Origin of the sequence: Pedobacter endophyticus (genome assembly GCF_015679185.1) — a bacterium.
In the GTDB taxonomy this organism is placed as follows: domain Bacteria; phylum Bacteroidota; class Bacteroidia; order Sphingobacteriales; family Sphingobacteriaceae; genus Pedobacter; species Pedobacter endophyticus.
The window spans coordinates 2,663,996-2,683,277 of record NZ_CP064939.1 but is presented as its reverse complement, the minus strand read 5'-3'; the positions used below and the strand labels follow the sequence as shown (position 1 = coordinate 2,683,277).

Sequence of the window (19,282 nt, the reverse complement as noted above, 5' to 3'; positions counted from 1 at the left end):
CATTCATCCATTCTCTCACTCAATTATTCATTCTCTCACTCACTTACTATAAACAATTCCGATGCAATGTGGTCAGCAAAAAGCTTTCCATCTTTGGTCAGTATTATCCTATTGGCGTCAGCTGAAAACCATTCTTTGTCGTTCAAGCTGCGTAAATTGTATTTAGTTTGATCCAAAAATTCGCTACCAAAATCGAGCTTTATTTTTTGAAGGTCGATGCCCCACATCGTTCGTAACGACGTCATCACATATTCGTTAAAGCGATCATTTACGCTCAGTTCCTCAACCACTTCTGGCAATTTGTTTTGGGCCAGCTCCTGTATGTAAAGTGCGTTGTTTGGTGGGTTCATGTACCTGTTTATGCCATCAAAACCGTGCGCCGAGGGGCCGATTCCGATATAATCCACACCTCGCCAATAATTGGTATTATGCACGGCATAGCATCCGGGCCGGGCGAAGTTCGATATTTCGTAATGCTCAAAGCCTGCAGCCGTTAGTTCGTCCATCAAGGTTACAAACTGTGCTGCACTTTGTTGGTCGCTAACCGGAATCTGCTTTCTGTTTTTTATGGCGTGTGCCAAGGCAGTTCGTGGTTCTACGGTTAAAGCGTATGCGGAGATATGTGGTACGTTGAGCGCAATCGCCTTATGGATGTTGGTTTGCCATTTACCGTCGGTAAGCAGCGGATAACCGTAAATTAAATCCAAAGTAAGGTTCTCAAAACCGGCATCCTGACTTCGCTTAATACAATCTTCCGCTTCTGTAGCGTTGTGTGCACGGTTCATCCACGCCAAATCTTCATCAAAAAATGATTGAATGCCTACGCTGAAGCGGTTAACGGGCAGTTGCTTTAGCTCCTTAAGTTTTGATGAAGTCAAATCGTCAGGATTCGTTTCAATTGTGATCTCAGCACCTGAAGCAACAGAAAAACTACCATTTATCGTATCAAAAATCTGCCGAAGTGGTTTTTCCGAAAGAATGGAAGGCGTACCGCCACCTAAATAAATAGAACCTATTTGTCCGCTTATCCGATTTTTTTTTAGCTTTATTTCCTTGCAAATCGCCTCTACCATTTCATCAGCATACCTCAACGAAGTGCTGAAATGAAAATCGCAATAGTGACAAGCTTTTTTGCAAAAAGGAATATGGATATAAATGCCGGACATCGCCGCAAAGATACGTCAATAATCGAGGCGATTTATTTGCTGGAGGTAAACAATGATTTTTCGATTAGTTGTAGTAACCGATTCCGATAAAACTGGATGTTCAATGAATTTTAAAAATCATCTCATTAATAGCTGTTTAAACTCATCGATAGACAAAATATTAATCTTGGGAAAGTCAATTGATTTTAACGGGTTAAAGTGTTTGTCGTTGGTAACCAGGTAATCCGCATTTCCAGCGATAGTTAAATCTGCAAATTTATTATCATCAGGGTCAAGTTCGATCAATTGCCATTTAAAGAAGGGCTCTATAAATTCTACATTAGGCGCAACACTAAGTATAGAGTAAACCACTATGGCCGTATTTTCAGAGTAGATATCGGTAAGTTTTTCGATGTATTCTGTTAGGATTTCATTGCTGATAAGCCAATCAAAACGTTCATCTTTAAATGCTTGATATAGCCAATAATGCTTGCTTTTTGGAGGGATAGAGGCTAATAAACAATTCGTGTCGATAACAACACGCATTAGCTATCAGCATTTAAAATATTATCAAAATCGTCCTGGGTGTACCCCTTATCCTCGGCGACCTTAGTTACTTCCTTTTCTAAAAAACCCGAATAATGATTAACCATAACCCTTTTAAGTTCAAGAATTTCGCTTTCAGTCATCGGCCTGTTAAACAACCTCAATAGGCTTACTTGTAAAGGGTTTAGTTCAGTATGTTTATTTAAGGTAATTGCCATAGCTTATTGAATATTAACAAAAATACAAAAAAATAATTTTTACTTTCTCATATCCTTTCTAGTTGCACCTTTCCAGTATTGTTTTCCGTCTTTTGCGCCATCCCATCTATTAGTTACTCCGTGATGTTTAATAGGTGCATCTTTATCTAATTTGATTAATTTTCTACAGACTTTTCTAAATCTTCGATTCCATCTTCTTTTGTCCTGTTTTTCGGTTTCCGCATAAGAATATCCAAAAATTTTAGTTTTTCTTAATGATCTAGACACGTGCTTTGATTCTTATTTGTTGCTCCCTATTCGTAATTAACTGTAAACTAGGCTAATATTCTGTTACGGACATCGCCGCAAAGATACGTCAATAATCGAGGCGATTTATTTTGTTTAGGTAAACAATTATTATTCGTTTACTTTTGCTTTCTTAAAGTTCTTGATTGTTAAGCATGCCGAAATACGTTTTCCTTTTATTAGCACTGTTGTTGTCTGCAAATCTTCTTTCCGGACAAGAAACGCCTGCTGATATCGATTCTGCTGCGGTAGTCAAGTATCAGTATACACGCTACCGCGTTGATTCGGCAACATGGGCCAGACAAATTTTCGTTACCGATTCAGTTATGAGACACACTTGGGTGCTGTCCGATAGCCTAATCAACAAGGCCGCTTTACTCGATTCGTTGCAAAAAGAGTACATTTTTCCGAAGCTCGACCTGATCGAATGGCAAAAAAAATATCAGCATTTAAAGAAGAAGGCCAATCCGTATCAGTTGGGCACGCGTATCCGGAAAGGCAATGTTGGTTTATTGGGCTTTATTTTCCTGATGCTCATTATTTTCGCCATTTTAAAAAATGCTTTTTCTAAGCAACTCTCGGCTATTGTGCAATCGTTTTTTAGTAACCGCGTGTTAAACAACATTAATAAGGAAGATAACCTTTTTAGCTCCTGGCCATTTTTGCTGTTGTTTGTGCAGTTTGGCTTTGTTTTCGGAATGTTTTTTTTCCTTGTAGCCCAATGGAAAGATATGTATCAGGCAAAGGACGGATTTAAATTCTTCTTCTCCATTTCGCTCATTATCATTGTGTTTTATGCGCTAAAGTTAATCGTCCTTCGCTTCCTGGGCTACCTGTTCAACGTCCAGAAACCGGTTGGAGAGTACATATCAATATTGTACCTGAGCTATTTCAATGCGTCGTTGTTATTTATCCCGTTGGTGGTATCGTTTGCGCTTTCGCCGCTTAAATACGGAGAGGTGTATATTGTGTTGGCGTTCTTATTGTTAGCGGTGATTTTTACGTTTCAATTGCTTAGAGCTGGAGTTACTATACTTTCTAATAATAAGTTTTCGCGAATGCATTTAATTTTGTACTTTTGCGCCCTCGAAATATGTCCTATTTTAATACTAATTAAAACGATAGGATTGTAGCAGGAAAAGGAAAAAATGCAAGAAAAGAACGACTCCAGAATTCGCAAAGTGAAAAGTATTTTGGTAACATTACCAAAACCTGAAACAGAAAAATCTCCTTACTACGACTTGGCTAAAAAGCACAATCTAAAGGTCGATTTTAGGTCTTTTATTCACGTAGAAGGAGTGCCAGCAAGGGACTTTAGAAAGGATAAGATCAACTTGGCTGATTTTACAGCAGTTATTTTTACCAGTAGAAATGCTGCCGATCATTTCTTCAGAATATGTGAAGAAATGCGTTACGATGTGCCCGCAGAGTTGAAATATTTCTGCCTATCTGAAACAATTGCTTTGTATCTCCAGAAATACATTCAATACCGTAAACGTAAGATTTTCTTTGGTAAGCAAACGGCTGCAGATTTGGCCGAAGTGCTTAAAAAGCATGCAAACGAAAAGTTTTTGTACCCATGTTCGGATGTAGCTACCGAGGATACGATGAAATTTCTCGAAAAAAGCGGGTACGACTTCACTCCGGCTGTTCTTTTCAGAACGGTTGTTAGCGATTTATCTGATTTAGCCGAAGTGTTTTACGATGTCATTGCGTTCTTTAGTCCTTCCAGTATTCAATCGTTGTTCAAGAATTTTCCTGATTTTAAACAAAACAATACCCGTATTGCCGCCTTCGGTGTAAACACAAGCAAAGCCTGCGCCGAAATGGACCTTATTGTAGATATAGCTGCACCAACCCCAGGTGTGCCTTCGATGACTATGGCCATTGAAAACTACATCAAAATATCTAACAAATAATACATTCGATAATTTATTTTCAGTCGACACAATAAATGCATAACTTTGCTGTTATAAGAGAGTTACGCATTTATTGTAACAAGAATATTAGCTGTAAAACTACTTTACTTAAACTTTGTTGAGGTTTGAAAGGCGTTTTCGTGTAAATAATTTGCTTTTGTTAATAATTTCAGTGATTTTTGATAAATTGCTCCCTAATCGTGCTTTGCACACTATAAAAATATGAAGAAAATATACCTTCTAGCTATTGTAGGTATAACTGTTTTGCTATCAAGCTGTGGCCGTGGAGGTCAGGGCGAGTTAGTAGGCGCTTATAACCGAAAATTTAAAAACAATAGGATTCCCCTAGGCATGGTTTATATCCCGCCAGGACATACTCCGCTTGGAGGTTCTGATGAAGATATTACCTTCTCCCAAAATGGGCCAAGCAGAATGACCACGATCAGTGCATTCTTTATGGATCAAACCGAAATTTCTAACGCAGAATATCGCCAGTTTACAAACTGGGTTCGCGATTCTATAGCCGTTACCATGATGGGCTTGCCGGCACAGTATACAGTTACACCCAGAAACGGAACTGCAACTACAGTAGGCGGCGATAGAAATATTGACTGGAAAAAAGTAGGTCCTAATGGCTCCAACCTTTGGCGTTCGCGAGGAAGAGGGACAAACCAGGCACAACAAAGCCAGTTAGATGGCATGTATTATTCGGGCCTCGATGCGCTTCCGGGAAAAAAGGAGTTCGACGTTCGTAAATTCGAATATACCTATGCGGAGTTAAATATGGATAAGGCGGCAGCTGGGCACAAAGATCCAAATAGTAAGCGTCAGGATTATATCGATCGCTTTACCATTGCCATTTATCCCGATACGATGGTGTGGAAAACCGATTACTCTTATTCGCAAAACGACCCGATGGTTCGTGGCTACTATAATCACCCATCTTACGATGATTACCCTGTAGTTGGTGTAAGCTGGGAGCAGGCCAAAGCATTCTCACACTGGCGTACCCGACTTTACGATGGTGTGGCCGTGGCCAGGAAGTTGCCTGCGGGTTCGAGATCGGATTATAGGTTACCTGCAGAAACCGAGTTTGAATATGCAGCACGTGGCGGTAATACAAAGACCAAATACCCATGGGGTGGCCCTTATATCAGAAATACCAAAGGCTGTTTACAAGCGAACTTTAAACCGGGTCGCGGCGATTACTCCAGCGACGGAGGTATTTACACTGTTGGTGTACGTTCTTATTTCCCGAACGATTACGGCTTATATAACATGGCCGGAAACGTTTCTGAATGGACAATTACCTCGTATAACAAAAGTGCATCTCCGTTACTTCACGATTTGAACCCCAACTTTACCTACGATGCTGGCGCAAACGACAGCAAATACAAAAAACGTAAAGTAGTGAAGGGTGGATCGTGGAAAGATACGGGATACTTCCTTCAAAACGCAGTAGCTACTTACGAGTATCAGGATACGCAAAGATCTTATATCGGATTTAGGTGTGTATCTTCTTATCCGGGTACAGACTTAAGAAACTAAAATCAAACCAAACAACAACTAAAAAAAGAAAAACATCATCATCTTATGGCAGCAAAAAAAACACCAAGCTGGTTAAACCCGGCAATTTCATTTGGAGCAAGTATTGTAATTATTGGGGCATTGTGCAAAATTCTACACATTGGTGGAATCTTCGGAAGTTATGCAATTGGAATTGGTTTGGGCGTTGAGGCATTTTTATTCGCCTTAACTGGATTTTATCCACCTGAGCCTGAACCAGCATGGGAAAGAGTTTACCCTGAGTTAAGACCAGATTATAAGGGCGAGCTGCCAACGACGTCTGCAAGACCTGTTGCGGCAGTATCTTCAGCCTCAAATACAGCGGCATTAGATAAAATGTTATCTGACGCAAAAATAGGACCTGAATTAATTGAAAGCTTAGGCGCTGGTTTACGCACTTTTGGCGATAAAGTAGCTACAATTTCTAACGTTGCAGATGCATCGACAGCTACAAACGAATTTACAAGCAAGGTTAAAACCGCTTCAGCAGGTTTCGATAACCTGAGCGCTTCTTTCGAAAAAGCCACAGCAAATTTAAAAGCAATGGGTGAGAGCAATGTCGATTCTCAGGCTTACCACGATCAGGTAAATAATTTGGCAAAAAACTTATCGGCGTTAAATGCAGTGTACGAATTGGAATTGCAAGATTCTAGCGCACATTTAAAATCGATGAACAAGTTTTATTCTAACTTATCGCTTACTATGCAAAACTTTAACGAATCGATGGAAGACTCGAAACAGTTTAAAGAAGAGGTAAACAAGTTAGCTAAAAACCTATCATCACTAAATGCAATTTATGGCAATATGTTATCAGCCATGAACGGCCCACGTGTATAATTTATTTAGTTTTAATTTTTAAAAAAAGAAAGCTACATAACACATGGCAGGCGGAAAAGAAACAACAAGGCAGCGGATGATCAATATCATGTATTTGGTATTGTTGGCCATGCTCGCCTTAAACGTATCAGATACTGTTTTAGATGCATTCAAAAATATCAACGATAGTTTGGATACTTCTAAAAACAACGTAAACACAAGCATTAATCAGTTGTTTTCTGCTTTCGAAAATTCGAAGTTGAAAGAGGAGCCGGCCCGTGCGCAGCCGATCTACGACAAGGCGTTGAAAGCCAGAGCAGCAGCTGATGAATTGGATAGTTACATCGAAAAGATAAAAAAACAGTTTACCACCGAAGGCGATGGAATTAACCCAGAAACTGGTGATTTGGTCAACCGTGATAATCAAGATATTGCACAGCATATCATGATTAACCAAAAGGAAGGTGAAAAGCTAAAGGCAAAAATTAACGCTACACGCGAGAAATTAATTGCGCTTTTAGATCCTGCTGACAGAGCAAACGTGTCGTTTTCTTTGGAGGCTAAAGATCCTGTTAAAAAAAGAAAGGGCAACTGGCAGGAAACTTACTTTGGTGAGGGCACGCCTTTAACTGCTGCAATGACCGTTTTAACCAAACTTCAGGCCGATACAAAAAATGCGGAGGCCGAAGTGATTAAAAAGTTGTTCGGAAATATGGATAAGGCACAGGTAAACCTAGATCAGTTTGCTGCTGTAGCAGTTGCACCCACATCGTACGTTATTCAGGGCCAGCCGTATACTGCTGAGGTGTTTTTAACTGCCAGCGATTCAAGATCTACTCCCGATATTACTGTTAACGGTAATAAATTGTCGGTTAGAGATGGAAAAGGAACTTACACCGGCGCCACAGGTAGCGTGGGTGAGTTTACCTGGGTAGGTACAATTCGTGTTCGCCAAACCGACGGACAGATTAAGGAGTACAAAACGCAGCCTCAAAAATATCAGGTGGCCAAGCCGTCGGCAAACGTATCATCAGTTAAAATGAATGTTATTTATGCCGGTATTCCGAATCCGTTTGCAGTATCTGCAGCTGGTTTTCCTTTAGAGTCCGTTAAGGCATCCATATCATCAGGAAGCATGTCGGGCCGCAATGGTAACTACATGGTTAGCGTTTCAGGTGGTCAGGTTGGTTCAGAAGTGACAATCAATGTAAGTGCCAACAATGGTGGTAAAACCATTAATTTAGGGTCACAGAAGTTTAGGGTTAAAGCTATTCCTGCACCAATTGCAAAAGTTGGCGGTAGAATTGGCGGCGATATTTCATCCGTTCAGTTAAAGAGTGAAACTGAAATTGAGGCTGATTTAGATGATTTCCCTTTTGATGTAAGCTTTAAAATATTGAGGTACAAAATAACTGTGATAAAACCGCGTTCTGAAGCTGTTACTATACAAGGTAGCGGGGGTAATTTTACCGGAGCGGTTAGAAGCGCAATGAATGCAATTACACCGGGATCGAAGGTATTTTTTGATGATATCGTTTCGCAGGGTCCCGATGGTAGACAGAAAATATTGCCTTCAGTATCATTCAACGTAAATAAATAGAAGATGAAAAGGATTTTGAGTATTGCAGTTTTCGTGGTGTTAACAACGTTGGCCTTTGCACAAACTACGCCAACAAAATTGGTTCCTAAAACCGCACCGGTAGCTACCAGTGGGGATTCGCCACTTGCTGCAACAACGACAAAGAAAAAGCTGAAAATTCCGCCAAGAGATGGGTTTTATGCACGTAGGGATATCGATAGTACAGAAATGGTGCCCTTTGCCGATGTGAGAGAAGAGGATGTATTTTACGCAAAGCGGATTTGGCGTGAGATTGATTTACGCGACACGGTAAACTCAGTGCTAAGATCGCCAAAAGGACGTCTTATTGATGTGTTGATTTCGTCGATCAAAGATGAAGAATTAACTGCCTATGCGCCTTTCGATAGCCTTTTAAATGAAGATGATGCGTTCCATAACCCCATGAGTGCCGATTCTGCAACCAAGGCGGCGTTAGGAACCTCAGAAGTATCGAATAACAAAACCGGAACAGTAACCACGGTAGTTAACGATTTTAATCCGGAAGCTTTTGTAAAGTACAGAATTAAGGAAGATTGGATTTTTGATACCAAGCGTTCCATTTTCGAGCCCCGCATTGTAGGCATTGCACCGTTAACTTATAATGAAACATCGAAAACATGGCAGCCCGTATTTTGGGTAGCTTATGAGGAACTAAGACCTATCATTGCACACAAGCGACTGATCAACTCAAACAACGACGCTTCGAACTTAAGCTTTGATGATTTCTTCATCCGTCGTCTGTTCAGCAGCTATATCGTTAAAGAGTCCAACCCGGGCGATAACAAGATTAAGGATATGATTACCGATCCGCGTGAGCGATTATACGAATCGGAAAGAATTAAAAAGTCGGTTCTCGATTACGAACAAGGACTTTGGGAATATTAAATTAGTATTCAGTCTTTAGTCGTGAGTCTAAAGTCTTTATACAGCGTTTCAAAACAAAAAAGCTTCGATGAAAATCGGAGCTTTTTTTATAAGAAATTCGTCATTGTGAGGCACGAGGCAATCTAAATTTCAGTAGTGAGATTGCTTCGTGCCTTGCTACAGGGTAGCCCCTTTGGGGCAATGACCTTATGGCGCACATGCAAAGTGCTAAACTTCGTAAGACATCGATGGTAAGACCATTTTGAGAAGAGAAGCAATGATAACATTTCGACCGAAGTGGAGAAATCTTTGAGTTTGCATAACGGTTAGTCACTTAATTATGTTTGGCTTTAAGTAACGACATTACTTTTCCTGATTAAAATAGGCCATCAACGTAGCCGCCTGTTTTTTATTTAAAACTTCAGCCAGTTCTGCTTCTGTAGCTTCCTTGATTTTTTTAACTGATTTAAAGCGTTTCAGCAATTTATCAGCAGTGGTTTTGCCAATACCACCAATTTGCTCAAGCTCGGTCTTCAGTGTTCCCTGATCGCGTTTTTTACGGTGGAAAGTAATCCCGAAGCGGTGTGCCTCATCCCGCAACTGCTGAATAATCTTCAACGTTTCCGATTTCTTGTCCAGATAAAGCGGGTAGGAGTCGCCCGGATAAAACAATTCTTCGAGGCGTTTGGCGATACCGATAATGGTAACCTGGTTTTCTATACCCAACAGCTTCAGGCTTTTTACAGCCGACGACAGCTGGCCTTTGCCACCATCGATGATGATCAGTTGTGGCAACGGCTCTCCCTCATCAAGCATCCTCCGGTACCGGCGAAACACCGCTTCTTCCATTGTAGCAAAATCGTTTGGCCCCTCAACCGTTTTCACGTTAAAATGCCGATAATCTTTTTTTGAGGGTTTGGCATCCTTAAAAACCACAATGGCCGAAACCGGGTATTTACCTTGAAAGTTCGAGTTATCAAAACACTCAATATGTTTGGGGAGCTGCGTTAACCGTAAATCCCTTTGCATGGTGGTTAAAATGCGATCGGTGCGTAAATCCGGGTTCAGCTTCTCGTATTGATTTAATTTTTCTTTTTTAAAGAAAAGCACATTTTTTTGCGATAGCTCCAGGAGTTTTTTCTTTTCGCCAAGCTTTGGAACAGTAAATTTCAGTCGTTCGTCCGCTAACGAAAGTTCGAAAGGAACAATGATCTCTCGCGATGTACTGTTAAACTTTGTTCTGAACTCCAGCATCGCCGTGATCAACAACTCATCGTCACTTTCATCCAATTGCTTTTTAATTTCAATCGTTTGCGTCTGAATGATGGTCCCATTCATCACTTTTAGGTAATTAACAAACGCGTAACGCTCATCAGATGCGATACTTACCACATCTACATTGGTTATGGCGCTGTTTACAACAGTCGATTTACTTTGATATTTTTCCAGCACTTCCAATCGTCTGGCATATTGGTGGGCCATTTCGAAGTTCAGTTCTTCTGATGCCTTTTTGATTACACCTTTCACCTCACGTATTACGTTGCCTATTTTCCCATTTAAGATCTCCTTAATTTCGGCAATGTTTTTATCGTAATCACTTTCGCTTTGGTAAGCCTGACAAGGCCCCTTGCAATTGCCGATCTGATATTCCAGACAAACCTTAAATTTTCCCTCGGCAATATTTTTATCCGTTAACGGCAGGGCGCAAGTTCTTAGGGGATAAGTTTCCTTAATCAAGTCGAGAATGGTGTGCATCATCCCAATCGAGCCATAAGGACCAAAGTAGGTTGAGCCGTCCTTGATTACTTTTCTTGTCCAGTAGATTCGCGGAAAATTCTCGTTCTTGACAATAATCCATGGGTAGGTTTTGTCATCCTTTAAATTGATGTTAAACTTAGGTTGATGCTTCTTGATAAGACTGTTTTCGAGCAGCCAGGCATCAATCTCCGTATCTACAATGGTAAAGGTTATTTTTCTGATCTTCGAAACCAGCACCCGCGTTTTGCCGTTGAATTGTTGCTTGTCGCTATTGAAATAAGATCCAACACGATTTCGCAGGTCTTTTGCCTTTCCAATGTACATCAATTTTCCATCGGCATCCCAATATTGGTAAACGCCGGGCTTATGCGGAATTGCTGTTAACGCTGTTTTATGGTCGAAAGTGCTCATTAATTACAAAAATAGGATATGAAAGGGAAACACTATCAGAACGCGTTAAAAAATGATTTTGTTTAACTTTTGGCCGTCTTATTCAGCGTTCGAAACTTTACACAGATTCAGTGATGTCTGTTAAGTTTGTCATGCTGAGACGAAGCATCTCTTACGGCTTCGCACTACATTGCCGCCCCCTCACCTCTCATTTTTAGGCAGTAGCATGCCAGCGTTTCGAATGCTTCTTTTATAAGGCTATATATGAACGGTCGTCATCCTCAGCTTGACTGGGGATCTTAATGCTCAGGCTTTAATCCCGAAGCTTCGGGACCGCCTGCGCGGGATCCGATAGCTATTGGATGACGACCGCCTCAAAACGTCACTTGATATTGATTTTTATATAATAAATTGTGCCTCAGAATGACAGTATGTTCAGGCTTGCTACAATTCTGCCCTAAAACCCTAACTTTTCATCAAGCTCTGTAGTCGTTTCCTCTTGTTGTTGTTGGTACTGGTTACAATCGTAAACGATAGATACGCCAGATTTTGGCGGTTCAAAATCGGCATGGCTGATTTTTAATTTCGGGTTGGCGTACACCTTTTTAATAAAGCCTGCAAAAATGGGTAAAGCTGTATTGGCGCCTTCACCCTGACTGGTGCTGATAAAGTGGAAAGCCCGGTCTTCGCAGCCGGTCCAAATGCCCGTAACCAACTGAGGGGTTATCGCCATAAACCAACCGTCGGAGTTGTTTTGTGTAGTACCCGTTTTGCCACCAATTGGTGCATTCACCTTGTATTTATAATTCAATCGCGATCCGGTACCTCCGGTTACCACGCCTTTTAACATTCTTGTCATTACGTAGGCTACCTCTTCGCTCATCACCGGTTTTGGTATTTCTTTTTGCGAGAAAAGCACCACACCATTTTTATCCTCAATTCTTAATAAATAAATCGGCTTGGTGTAGATGCCCTTGTTTGCGAAAGCACCGTAAGCGCCCACCATGTTGTAAACTGAGGCATCGAAAGTGCCCAGGCAAATAGATGGATAGGCAGGAACTTCGGGAATGCCCATTTTAGTAGCCAGATTGGCCACTGCAACAGGCCCCACCTGTTTCATTAAATAGGCCGTAACATAGTTTTGAGAATAGGCCAGCGCTTTTTGCAACGTAATGGCGCCCGGAAGCGGTTTGCCCGATGAACCCGGCGTATAAGGTTTGCCATAACCCTCGATGGTTACCGGCGTGTTTGATACCGAATAACATGGCGAATAACCGTTTTCGATAGCAACCGTATAGGTAAAGGGTTTAGCCGTAGAGCCCACCTGCCTGGTACCCATTTTAACCTGATCGTACTTGAAGTGTTCGAAGTTTATTCCGCCAACCCAGGCCTTAACGTGTCCGTTTGTCGGATCCATCGACATCATGGCGTTTCTGAGCAACATTTTATAATAACGAACAGAATCTATTGGCTTCATCAAGGTATCTACATCGCCCTTCCACGTAAAAATAGTCATCTCCGTTTTGGTGTTGAAATCCTCAGTAATTTCATCCTCCGTTTTGCCTTCTGCCTTTAACGATTTGTAACGATCTGAACGTTTAATGCCCTGCTCAATTTGCAAGGCTTTATCTTTATAAGGGTTTCTCCCTTTCCAACTATTAATAAACTGTGCCTGCAAGGTTTTCATGTATTCCTTTTGTGCCTCTTCGGCATACATTTGCATATCGTAGTTTAAGGTAGTATAAATTTTCAAGCCATCGCGATCAATGTCGTAAGGCGTTCCATCTGGCTTAAATCTGCCCGGATCTGCTAAAATGGCTTTGATGTCGCTTTTAAGTACCGAACGGAAATAGGGAGCAATGCCATCGTTTACCGTCGCTGCATTAAAGCGAAGGCCCAAAGGTTTTTCTTTCTGTTCATCAAACTCTTCCGAAGTAAGAAATTCCGATTTAACCATCATAGCCAATACCGTATTCCTTCGGCTTTTTGAGCGTTCCGGATGCCGTGTAGGCGAATACATCGTAATGCCTTTTTGCATTCCTACTAAGGTTGCAGCCTCCGTTAAGGTTAATTTATCAGGTGCAGTATTAAAGTACACCCTCGCAGCTGATTTGATTCCATAAGCCTGGTTTCCAAAATCGACCGTGTTTAGGTACATGGTTATAATTTCTTCCTTGGTGTAGTTTCGCTCAAGCTTAACCGCCACAATCCACTCCTTAAACTTAGTAAGTACCAGCGAAAAAAAGTTAAGGTTCGATTCTCTGGGGAAAAGGTTTTTCGCCAATTGCTGCGTAATGGTACTGGCACCTTGCTTTTTGCCAATTAAATTGTAGCCGATAATGGTAAAAGTTCGTTTGAAGTCGATACCCGAATGTTCTTTAAAACGCGTATCCTCTGTTGCAATCAATCCATTTATTACATTTGGCGATATTTCTTTATAGGTTACGTTAGACCTGTTTTGAACGAAATATGTGCCCAGCGTACGGCCATCTTCGGCAATAATTTCCGATGCCTGATTGCTTTTCGGATGCTCGATATCCCTGAATGAAGGTAAGGCCCCGAAGAGGCCAAATCCGATCATTGAAATAAAAATGGCGAACAAAGCGATTCCGCCAATCAATATTTTCCAGATCATCAAACTGTATTTTCTTATTTCTTGCGAAGAAAGGGATTTATTCATTTTGTATTGTTGTTATTCAGGTTACTTCTGCAAAAGCAGATCCAAATGCAAAGCTACTAATTTTTAGGAAATGGCATTCGTTAGTATGAGGTCGTGTATAAAGTGTTTTTTTTAAAGAATGTCTTCGAATCCGCTAAGATTAGCATCAATTCAGCTTAACTACAGCTTACCGCCCTTGCCCACACACTCGGCCCTTTTTAGGCAGTGGGTTTTTAGCGTTCTGCGTTTCATCGCTTGGGGATCCTTCGTTACACTCAGGATGACAGCTTTGAAAACTTGTCATCTCAAACTCCTATGTTTTTCTAAAACTAATCCCTGAGGATGACGACCGTTCATAGTCCGTACTTATATGCATAAAGAATATCAAAAACGTCATCTTCATTTTTTCAGGCATACGGACCTGATTGATTCTCGCAATGAGGATCTTTTTTGTTTTTGTCATTGGTAGTTTGACCGATGATCTTAACGCCTTAAGATTCCCGCCTGCGCGGGAATGACGGCAAGAAAAATAAACTTCACCCGTATTGGTTTACTTAAACACCTGTTCCAGCAGGTGCGTAGTAAACCCTTCATTGAAGTTTTATGCAAACATTACCACAGCAACACTACTTATAGTTATCATTCAAAAACTCCAAATATTCGTTTATGCGTTGCCTCGAAGTTAATTTTTCAAAATTTTCTTTACTGATGATAAACCCTTTATACAAGTTTTCTGGCACTTTCATAATGTTCTTTAACTGGCCGGTAATACTCGATTCGTAAAGCTTTGCATCCTCCAAATCAATAAAACTGGTAACGTAAATCAGCTGATCGTTATCTAATTCAACCAACTTATGTGCCAAATCGTTGTCAGGGTAATTTCCTCTGTTAAACTGGCCAATTCCAAAACGCGAAGAGCTTAAGGTTAATGTAACGTCGGCCACATCGATAACGTAGTAATATTCGTTTGATTTGGCAGCACTGAAAACGCTCGATGGATTTACTGGCACAACTGGCTTCACCTCTTCCGGTTTTTCTGTCGTTACAGGCGTTGCTGGCTGCTCAACGGCCGCTGCTTTGTTCTCGGGTTTTAGTGGTTTGGCCGCAGTAGGGGCTGTATTTTCCTGAGCCAGAAAGCGAATTGCATTCGGATCGAAATCAATAAGCGCTACGGGGCGCTGCTGAAATTCAGCTAAATTGGCTTCAATATATTTTAGATGATCGCGAACAAGCGGCGTAATCACCATATCGTCAGGATAAAACGCTGTAATTTTCGCGAATTCCGTAATCAGCGCATCCACTTTAGAGGTACGTCCAACCGCAATGGCTCGTAAATAAGCATATTGCGGGGCAAGATTATTATTGGGGAAGGCATCGATATTATCGTTAACCTGCCTGATCACCGACTGATAATCCTTTTTAACGTAGGCATCGAAAACAGTATTGTAATTGTTGATAACGGTGTTTTCCAACTGCTCTTGTTTTACTGAATATGACGGATCTAAAATAGTTTTTGCGAACTTCGATTCAGGGAACCTGGTTAAAACCAGCTGCCTGTACTCATTCGATCGGTTTTCGTCAACACCCTTAAAATTTAAGTGCAAACTATAATAAATCGCCGCCAGGTGATTATTATCAGGATACCTGCGCAACAATTCGAGGTATATTTTGTTCGCCTCGGCTTTATCGTTCAGCTCTTGCTGATAGAAACTGGCAATCTCAAAATAAGCATCTATAATTTTCTGATCTGATTTGGCCAGCAATGCGGGGGTAAGGGGTAGCGAATCGAGAAACTTTTTTTCGAGCGAGGTTTGATCGTCAGAAGCTTGCGTATCGGTACCATTTGCAGGTGTAATGGCTGTTGCTACATTGCCTCCGGCAAGCACCTGGTTGGTCTCTTGTGCCGATGAGCGCTGACTTTGGCGCCAGTTATCTTCTAATGGCCTGTTTCCCCAGCGTTTTTTAAAATCGGCGAAGCCATTGCTTATTGCCGCATTGTTGTTAAAATAAAAGGTATTGCCAGCCCCGGTTTGTGGCGCATTTAACGATTGACCAGGAAACGCAGGATTGTTGAGCGACTGGTCTTTGGTTGGTGCAACATTGACAAGCTCTCCAGCTTTTGGACTTAAATAAGCCTTTACCTTTTCCTCACGCTCGGCTTCGGGTAATTTGGCAATCATTTGTGCTGTATCTTCTTTAGCGATAATGATGAAACGGTCAGTTAAATATTGAAGATTTTCTGCCTTCTTCACAATGTTGTCGTAATCTGGGAAATTCTTTGGCAAAATAACCACCGCACTATCGTAATATATTTTTGCGTTAACGTAGTTTTTGAACTCTCTAAAATTCAAATCGGCCACCTTTAAATAAGAAAGCGCTTTCTGGCTTTCGTTGCCAGTGCTTTTTTGAATAGCCTTTTTATAATTTTCTTCTGCCTTAACGTAATTGCCTTCTTTCGAAAACAATTCTCCAACCTGATAATAAATCTGATCTGTATAGTCGAAATTCTTATCATCTTTCAGCAAGGCAAGCAACGCCTTCTCCTCATCTACCTTGTAACCACTAATTAAGGCCCGAAGCTTAATGCGCTGCAAATTAGCATGGAAGTACATTTCGAATGGCGCATTGCTGTTTTCTACTTTCGTATAGTTAATGAAGGCGTTTTGCAAATCGTTTTCGCTCTCCTGCAATTGCGCTAAAATATATTGCCAGCGGATGCGAAGCTGTTTATCATCGGCCAGGCGGATGGCGTTTTCAAGCAGCATAATGGCTTCTTTATTGCGCTTTTGGTAAATGCGCATTTGAGCGGTTGTGGCCAGGGGCGCTGCAATGTCCCTCTTTAAATCATCTGCGGCACGAAGCATCGTGTCGATAATTTTGTCGGCGACCGACATGTTGTTCAACTGCATCTGGCTCCGGGCTTTCCAGTTCATTGCCATTACAAACGTCTTTAAATCGCTCTTGTAGGTTTTGGCCGTATAATCAAAGTATTCTGAAGCAATAAAGTAGTTTCCCTTTAAGTAATTCGCCTTGCCCAAAAGCATGTACGAATCATCGATATAATTACTGAAACTTTTTTCGTTGATGATGGTTTGGCCTTTGGTAATTACCTCATCGAGGTTCTTATTTGGGGCGCCTGGCGTTAACACAAGCTTTACCTTAGGTTCAGGATCGAGATAAACCGGTAAAATGCGTTCGTAATTATCTACATAAGTTTGCAATAAGCCTTCATTGTACTCGGTAAGAAGCACGTTGGAGTTATATATATAATTGTATCTGGCCGTTAGATTTTGGAATCTACGATCGAGTGCAGTATCTTTATTTGCTACGCAACCGTAAACAAAAAATAAGGCGATACAAAGAAATAAGGGGTTAAAGGCTTTGTTGGTGTATTTTTTCAAGTATAAAAATCGCGTTAGTGGATATACATTTAACTAAATTCTGGCAAAAATATTTTATTTGCCAACAAATTATGATCATTCAAAGTTAACTTAATTATTGCATTTTTAAATGGAAAATCCAAAAGTAGAAGATACAAAGAAAAAGGTTAATGCCGCAGTAAAGTATTCAGCTATAGGCTTTCAAATGATTGCGACCATTGGCTTGCTCACTTTTATCGGTTATAAGATTGATCAACATCGAAATAGTAAAACCAATATCATCACCGCTATATTCGCTTTGATTGGTGTTGCAGCAGCGCTTTATCAGGCCATACGGCAGGCAACGAGGTAGTTGTGCCTTTAGTCCGTAGTCTTTAGTCGGAAGTCTGTAGTCTTCAGTCTGTAACGATAAGCAATTAACAGTTAGCAGTTAACAATTAGCAATTCGCAATTAACAGTTAGCAGTTAAACAATCGAACAATTAACCAATCCAAACAATTAAACAAGTCAGCAATTAAACAATCCCATAATGTTTTTCTACCTTTGCCAAAGTTTTCATCAGTAAAGGATATATTCAATTGACTCTGGCCAAATTTACAAGCATTTACTTCATCTTCGTTGGGCTGCTTATTGCTTTAATTGCAGCTTTACCTGCATTATTTCCTGCTGAAACCTTATTCGTAAAAAATTTTTGGTTGATCTTTGGCTTTCTGGCGGGGATAACCTACATCGCATATATGCTGGTTGATATAGGTATAAAACGCGATCCGAAAGTGGGTATAATGGCCATAATGGGATCGATAACAGTAAAAATGATTTTTTGTATGGCTTTTGTGCTGATTTACAGTATTAAAGCAAAGGGAATTGGGTTCTTATTTGTGCTTAATTTTTTTTCTTTATATTTATTGTTTACAGCCTTTGAAATTTACTGTTTGTTACGTAACTTGCGCCACCAAAATTTAAAGTAAAAATCTGCCAATAAATGGATTGTAACCAAGTTTTAGTATCAAAATTTAAGAAGGTAACTGTAGTTTTTACGCTTTTAATCGCGTTTTTATCTATCAAAAATGATACTTTCGCCCAAGTGGATAGTGCTGTTGTTCCTGTAGATAGTGCTGTGGCAAAAACTGCTGAAGCCGTTTCTGGCGAACATGCAACCGTAGCCAATCATGGCGAAGAAAAATTTGAGCCAACCAAGGTGATTATGGAGCACATTGCCGATTCACACATGTGGCACCTTTGGGGGCATACTTCATTACCGCTTCCAGTTATTTTATATACTAACGGTGGTTTGGAAGTTTTCTCTTCAGCCCATTTTCATCATGGCGAAGAAGATTACACAGGTAAGTACAATACTTACCGCCTGGTAGATGATAAAGTTATGGCTGTTGGCTCAGATGGAGCGGTTGATGTAGCTGCATCAAAAACAGTTTACGATTTATCTATTACCAAAAATGTAGCGGCATTATGGATCGCAGTATTGGTAATTCTCTTAATTTTTACGAGTGTAGCCTCGGCTTACAAAAAACGCGAAGGTAAATCGCCCAAAGGTTTGCAATCTTTTGTTGAGCCCATTATTGTTTTCGTTAGAGATGATATTGCAAAACCAAACATCGGCCATAAACACTCGAAATTTATGCCCTTGTTGTTAACCATCTTTTTCTTTATTTGGATCAACAACTTAATGGGATTGATTCCGATCTTCCCAGGTGGTGCCAACGTTACCGGAAGCATTTTCTTTACCTTTGTATTGGCATTCATCGTGTTATTGGTAACCAATTTTAATGGTAACAAATACTACTGGAAACACATTTTATTGCCTGATGTGCCTTGGTGGTTATATCCAATTATGATCCCTGTGGAGATTATTGGTGTTATTTCTAAGCCATTCGCTTTAATGATTCGTTTGTATGCAAACATTTCGGCAGGACACATCATCGTATTAAGTTTACTTGCTCTAATTTTCATTTTTAAATCGATTGCAATTGCACCAGTTTCTGTAGCCTTTGTAATTTTTATGGATGTTTTAGAGTTGTTAGTTGCCTTTTTGCAGGCGTTTATTTTCACGATGCTTGCTGCATTGTTCATCGGAACAGCAGTTGAGGAGCATCATTAATT

At 40.6% G+C, this 19,282-nt stretch carries 16 protein-coding genes; 9 read left to right on the top strand and 7 right to left on the bottom strand.

What is annotated here, in order from left to right:
- Window positions 1–35: 35 nt before the first annotated feature.
- From hemW to IZT61_RS10795, 4 genes are all read right to left on the bottom strand, one after another.
- Window positions 36–1,166 (bottom strand): radical SAM family heme chaperone HemW, encoded by a 1,131-nt coding sequence (gene hemW, locus IZT61_RS10810; protein WP_196101141.1) that lies wholly within the window; start codon window positions 1,164–1,166, stop codon window positions 36–38.
- Between the two features lie 117 nt (window positions 1,167–1,283).
- Entirely contained in the window at window positions 1,284–1,691 is a 408-nt protein-coding gene (locus tag IZT61_RS10805) for a putative toxin-antitoxin system toxin component, PIN family (protein WP_196101140.1), read from the bottom strand.
- Window positions 1,691–1,909: a hypothetical protein gene (locus tag IZT61_RS10800; protein ID WP_196101139.1), complete on the bottom strand. Its 219-nt coding sequence runs from the start codon at window positions 1,907–1,909 to the stop codon at window positions 1,691–1,693. The genes IZT61_RS10805 and IZT61_RS10800 overlap by 1 nt, the downstream gene beginning before the upstream one ends.
- A gap of 39 nt (window positions 1,910–1,948) precedes the next feature.
- Window positions 1,949–2,176 (bottom strand): hypothetical protein, encoded by a 228-nt coding sequence (locus IZT61_RS10795; RefSeq protein WP_196101138.1) that lies wholly within the window; start codon window positions 2,174–2,176, stop codon window positions 1,949–1,951.
- A gap of 173 nt (window positions 2,177–2,349) precedes the next feature.
- Here IZT61_RS10795 and IZT61_RS10790 point away from each other — a divergent pair, with 173 nt between their 5' ends.
- The 6 genes from IZT61_RS10790 to porN all read left to right on the top strand — a co-directional run bounded on the left by IZT61_RS10790 (window position 2,350) and on the right by porN (window position 8,998).
- Window positions 2,350–3,327, top strand: a complete 978-nt coding sequence (locus IZT61_RS10790; RefSeq protein WP_196101137.1) for a DUF4271 domain-containing protein — start codon at window positions 2,350–2,352, stop codon at window positions 3,325–3,327.
- 15 nt (window positions 3,328–3,342) lie between these two features.
- Window positions 3,343–4,113 carry a uroporphyrinogen-III synthase gene (locus IZT61_RS10785; protein WP_196101136.1) on the top strand — a complete coding sequence of 257 codons (771 nt, stop codon included), beginning with the start codon at window positions 3,343–3,345 and terminating at the stop codon, window positions 4,111–4,113.
- A gap of 222 nt (window positions 4,114–4,335) precedes the next feature.
- A complete protein-coding gene (gene porK, locus IZT61_RS10780) occupies window positions 4,336–5,661 on the top strand; it encodes a T9SS ring complex lipoprotein PorK/GldK (protein ID WP_196101135.1) in 1,326 nt (441 codons plus the stop codon).
- A gap of 45 nt (window positions 5,662–5,706) precedes the next feature.
- Window positions 5,707–6,516, top strand: coding sequence for a type IX secretion system motor protein PorL/GldL (gene porL, locus IZT61_RS10775; RefSeq protein ID WP_196101134.1), 810 nt, complete (start codon window positions 5,707–5,709; stop codon window positions 6,514–6,516).
- A gap of 43 nt (window positions 6,517–6,559) precedes the next feature.
- Window positions 6,560–8,095, top strand: coding sequence for a type IX secretion system motor protein PorM/GldM (gene porM / locus IZT61_RS10770; protein ID WP_196101133.1), 1,536 nt, complete (start codon window positions 6,560–6,562; stop codon window positions 8,093–8,095).
- A gap of 3 nt (window positions 8,096–8,098) precedes the next feature.
- Window positions 8,099–8,998 (top strand): type IX secretion system ring subunit PorN/GldN, encoded by a 900-nt coding sequence (porN, locus tag IZT61_RS10765; RefSeq protein WP_196101132.1) that lies wholly within the window; start codon window positions 8,099–8,101, stop codon window positions 8,996–8,998.
- A gap of 342 nt (window positions 8,999–9,340) precedes the next feature.
- Here porN and uvrC read toward each other — a convergent pair whose 3' ends face one another.
- The 3 genes from uvrC to porW all read right to left on the bottom strand — a co-directional run bounded on the left by uvrC (window position 9,341) and on the right by porW (window position 17,185).
- Entirely contained in the window at window positions 9,341–11,146 is a 1,806-nt protein-coding gene (gene uvrC / locus IZT61_RS10760; RefSeq protein ID WP_196101131.1) for an excinuclease ABC subunit UvrC, read from the bottom strand.
- A 436-nt stretch (window positions 11,147–11,582) separates the two neighbouring features.
- A complete protein-coding gene (locus IZT61_RS10755; RefSeq protein WP_196101130.1) occupies window positions 11,583–13,805 on the bottom strand; it encodes a transglycosylase domain-containing protein in 2,223 nt (740 codons plus the stop codon).
- Between the two features lie 605 nt (window positions 13,806–14,410).
- Window positions 14,411–17,185 carry a type IX secretion system periplasmic lipoprotein PorW/SprE gene (gene porW, locus IZT61_RS10750; RefSeq protein ID WP_196101129.1) on the bottom strand — a complete coding sequence of 925 codons (2,775 nt, stop codon included), beginning with the start codon at window positions 17,183–17,185 and terminating at the stop codon, window positions 14,411–14,413.
- A 109-nt stretch (window positions 17,186–17,294) separates the two neighbouring features.
- Between porW and IZT61_RS10745 the strand changes: the two genes are divergently transcribed.
- The 3 genes from IZT61_RS10745 (at window position 17,295) to atpB (ending at window position 19,280) form a co-directional block, all read left to right on the top strand.
- On the top strand, window positions 17,295–17,516 hold the full coding sequence (locus IZT61_RS10745) for an AtpZ/AtpI family protein (RefSeq protein ID WP_196101128.1): 222 nt from the start codon (window positions 17,295–17,297) through the stop codon (window positions 17,514–17,516).
- Window positions 17,517–17,742: 226 nt separating this feature from the next.
- Window positions 17,743–18,132, top strand: coding sequence for a hypothetical protein (locus IZT61_RS10740; RefSeq protein ID WP_196101127.1), 390 nt, complete (start codon window positions 17,743–17,745; stop codon window positions 18,130–18,132).
- A gap of 14 nt (window positions 18,133–18,146) precedes the next feature.
- On the top strand, window positions 18,147–19,280 hold the full coding sequence (gene atpB, locus IZT61_RS10735) for a F0F1 ATP synthase subunit A (protein ID WP_196101126.1): 1,134 nt from the start codon (window positions 18,147–18,149) through the stop codon (window positions 19,278–19,280).
- Window positions 19,281–19,282 lie beyond the last annotated feature (2 nt).